The 1,163-nt window shown below is 51.0% G+C and carries 1 protein-coding gene; it reads right to left on the minus strand.

Annotated features, from left to right (window positions below; genetic code table 11):
- Window positions 1-1,163: recombinase family protein (locus tag LIZ87_RS22040; protein WP_227149225.1), on the minus strand; the 1,163-nt coding region annotated here is incomplete at both ends.

Genomic DNA, 1,163 nt, shown 5'->3' on the forward strand with positions numbered 1-1,163 from the left:
CTCAATCCGTTCCTCGTCCCTTGTAAGGGAGCGTTCCATTGCTTCCCGCTGTTCCTGCTGCTCGGCTTCACAGGTATTGGTCAGGCGGTCGGCAACCGCTTCCCCGTCCATCAGGGCAGCTCTGGCACATTCCCGGATTTTCCGCAGCACATGGCTGTAAAGGGTGTCATAATCAATCCGGTGCTGGGTGCAGTGGTTCTTTCCAAAGGCATTGTAGGTCTTGCAGGAATAAATCCGCTGGGGATGTTTTGCGTTTGTGTAGCGTACCGTCAGCGACTTCCCACACTCGCCGCATTTTATCAATCCGGCAAACAGGCTGATTTCATTTGTCTGCCCCGGACGCTGGCGGGATTTCAGCTTGTTCTGCACAATGTCAAAGCTCATGCGGTCAATCAGCGGTTCATGCTGTCCCTCCACCACAATCCAGTCCTCCGACTTCTTTTCCCCAATCGTTCCGATTTTGAAACGGTAGTCTTTTTTCTGGGAAGCAATCGCCCCGGTGTAGACGGGATTCATCAAAAGATCTTTGATAACGGAGAAGTCCCACATATACCGCCCGTTTTCCGGGTCTTTCTTTTCCCATTTGGTGCGGGTATTGCGAAACCCCCGTTCCCGGTTCCACCATGTAGGGCAGGGGATTTTTTCTTCCTCCAGCCGTCTGCGGATATAGTTCGGACCATGACCGTTCAGGGCATATCCGAAAATCAGCCGCACAATCGGGGCTGTTTCCTCGTCAATGAGCAGATGGTTCTTGTCCTCCGGGTCTTTCCGATACCCAAACGGGGCAAGACACCCGGTAAACTGTCCTTTCTGCGCTTTCAGAAGATAAGATGAATGGACTTTCTTGGAAATATCCTTGCTGTACATCTCGTTCAGGATATTCTTGAACGGGGCAATATCGTTGTTATCCCGCAGAGTGTCGATACCGTCATTCATGGCGATATAGCGGACACCGTTTCTTGGGAAAAAGTCCTCAATCAAATGCCCGGTTTGCAGATAATTACGCCCCAGTCGGCTGAGGTCTTTCGTGATGACAAGGTTGATCTGTTTCCGCTCAATGGCTTTTAACATCCTCTGTAAGTCAGGACGCTCCATGTTAAGACCTGTAAAGCCATCGTCCTGATAGACTGCCACAACCTCCCATCCCTGCTTTTCGCAGTATT

Origin of the sequence: Lacrimispora sp. 210928-DFI.3.58 (assembly GCF_020554865.1) — a bacterium.
In the GTDB taxonomy this organism is placed as follows: domain Bacteria; phylum Bacillota; class Clostridia; order Lachnospirales; family Lachnospiraceae; genus Enterocloster.